The 1,657-nt window shown below is 71.5% G+C and carries 3 protein-coding genes and 1 pseudogene; all 4 read left to right on the top strand.

Annotation, left to right across the window (positions count from 1 at the left end):
* Nucleotides 1–369 (top strand): annotated as a pseudogene (locus tag GT030_RS23940) (histidine kinase); the annotation flags it as partial.
* Nucleotides 366–866, top strand: coding sequence for a roadblock/LC7 domain-containing protein (locus GT030_RS23945; RefSeq protein WP_135789771.1), 501 nt, complete (start codon nucleotides 366–368; stop codon nucleotides 864–866). The pseudogene GT030_RS23940 and the gene GT030_RS23945, both read left to right, overlap by 4 nt.
* Complete coding sequence (locus tag GT030_RS23950) at nucleotides 863–1,285, top strand: DUF742 domain-containing protein (protein WP_161202871.1); 423 nt, start codon at nucleotides 863–865, stop codon at nucleotides 1,283–1,285. Before GT030_RS23945 ends, GT030_RS23950 begins: the two co-directional genes overlap by 4 nt.
* On the top strand, nucleotides 1,266–1,657 hold a 392-nt coding region (locus GT030_RS23955), incomplete at its 3' end, for an ATP/GTP-binding protein (RefSeq protein WP_346009729.1). The genes GT030_RS23950 and GT030_RS23955, both read left to right, overlap by 20 nt.

The following is a 1,657-nucleotide window of genomic DNA, read 5'->3' on the forward strand; positions in this document are numbered from 1 at the left end:
CTGCTGCTCCCGCCGGCCGCCCCCGCCGACGAGAACACGGCCGCCATCCCCGAACCCGCAGCCCCCCTCCCCGCCGAGGCCACGCACGACCGCGCCCCGGACGAGACGGAGGAGAAGCTGACGAGCAAGGGCCTGCCCAAGCGCACCCCGAAGATCACCGCGCCCGAGGCCCCGGTCCGCCCGCGCGCCACCGGCGTCGACGCCGAGGCCCTGCGCCGCAGGCTCGGCGGCTTCCGCCGGGGCGCGCAGGCCGGGTACCGCGACGTCGAAGCGGAGATCGCCGAGCACACCGCGCAGAACCAGCGGCCCGCCACCAGCGCGAACGCCGAAGAGTCCACGGGGGGACACGCCGAGGAGGCAAGCAGTTGACCACGCCCAGTACCTACGGACTGAGCAGTGAAGCCCGCAACCTGCATTGGCTGCTGACCAACCTGGTCGAGGAAGTGCCCGGAATCCAGTCGGTCGCGGTCGTCTCCTCCGACGGCCTGCTCCTGCTGTCGTCCGACCCGAACCGCGCCGAGGCGGACCGGCAGAACCGGCCGGCCACCAAGGGCCCCCGCGGCTCGGCCGCCGACCTCGCCACCATCGTCTCCGGCATCGGCAGCCTCACCGTGGGCGCGGCCAAGCTGATGGACTACGGCTCGGTCAAGCACACCATGGTCGCCATGGACGAGGGCAGCCTCTTCGTCATGTCGATCAGCGACGGCTCGCTGCTCGGCGTGCACGGCTCCGCCGAGTGCGACATGAGTGTGATCTCGTACCACATGGCGCTCTTCGTCGGCCGGGCCGGGCATGTGCTCACCCCGGAACTCCGCAGCGAGCTGCGGAAATCCATGGAGTCCGAACCGAGCGGGAGCGTCCGATGAGCTCTATCGCCAAGAAGACGCAGCTCCCCACGCGCGGCGGCGACCGCAAGGCCGCCCGGGTGCGCCCCTACTCGCTCACCGGCGGCCGCACCCGCTTCGGCCACGTCCTCCTGGTGGAGACGTTCGTGGCCAGCACCGCGGCGCTGGACGCCCCGGAGGAGCGCAAGGAACTGGCGAACGGCACCGCTCCGCGCGTGATGCCGGAGATGGTCGCCATCGTCGAACTGTGCCGCCGTATGCGCACGGTGGCCGAGATCGCCGCGCTGCTGAGAATGCCGCTCGGCGTGGTCCGGGTGCTCCTGAGCGACCTCGCGGACCAGGGAAAGATCCGTGTTTACGGCACCGGGACCGGTCACGGCACCGGCCGTCCGGACCGCGCGCTGCTGGAAAGGGTGCTGAGTGGACTCCGCCGTCTCTGACGCGACCGCCCCCGTCGGGAACGCTCCCCTCGTCGACGGCCTGGCCGAGCCCGTCGAGGAACTGAAGTCCTGGCAGCAGGACCGCAGCCGGGCACCCGTCGCCACGAAGATCGTGGTGGCGGGCGGCTTCGGCGTCGGCAAGACCACCCTGGTCACCGCGGTCTCGGAGATCACCCCGCTCCAGACCGAGGCGCTGATGACCCAGGCGAGCGAGGAGACCGACGACCTCACCGCCACGCCGGGCAAGACCTCCACGACCGTGGCCATGGACTTCGGCCGCATCACGCTCGACGACGACCTGGTGCTCTACCTGTTCGGCACGCCGGGCCAGCAGCGGTTCTGGTTCATGTGGGACGACCTGGTGCGCGGCGC

The sequence above is a fragment of the Streptomyces sp. SID1328 genome (assembly GCF_009865595.1).
Classification (GTDB): Bacteria; Actinomycetota; Actinomycetes; order Streptomycetales; family Streptomycetaceae; genus Streptomyces; species Streptomyces griseoluteus.

Coding starts and splice junctions, on each gene's coding strand:
- GT030_RS23950 (WP_161202871.1), top strand. CDS start 863: ATGAGCTCTATCGCCAAGAAGACGCAGCTCCCCACGCGCGGCGGCGAC.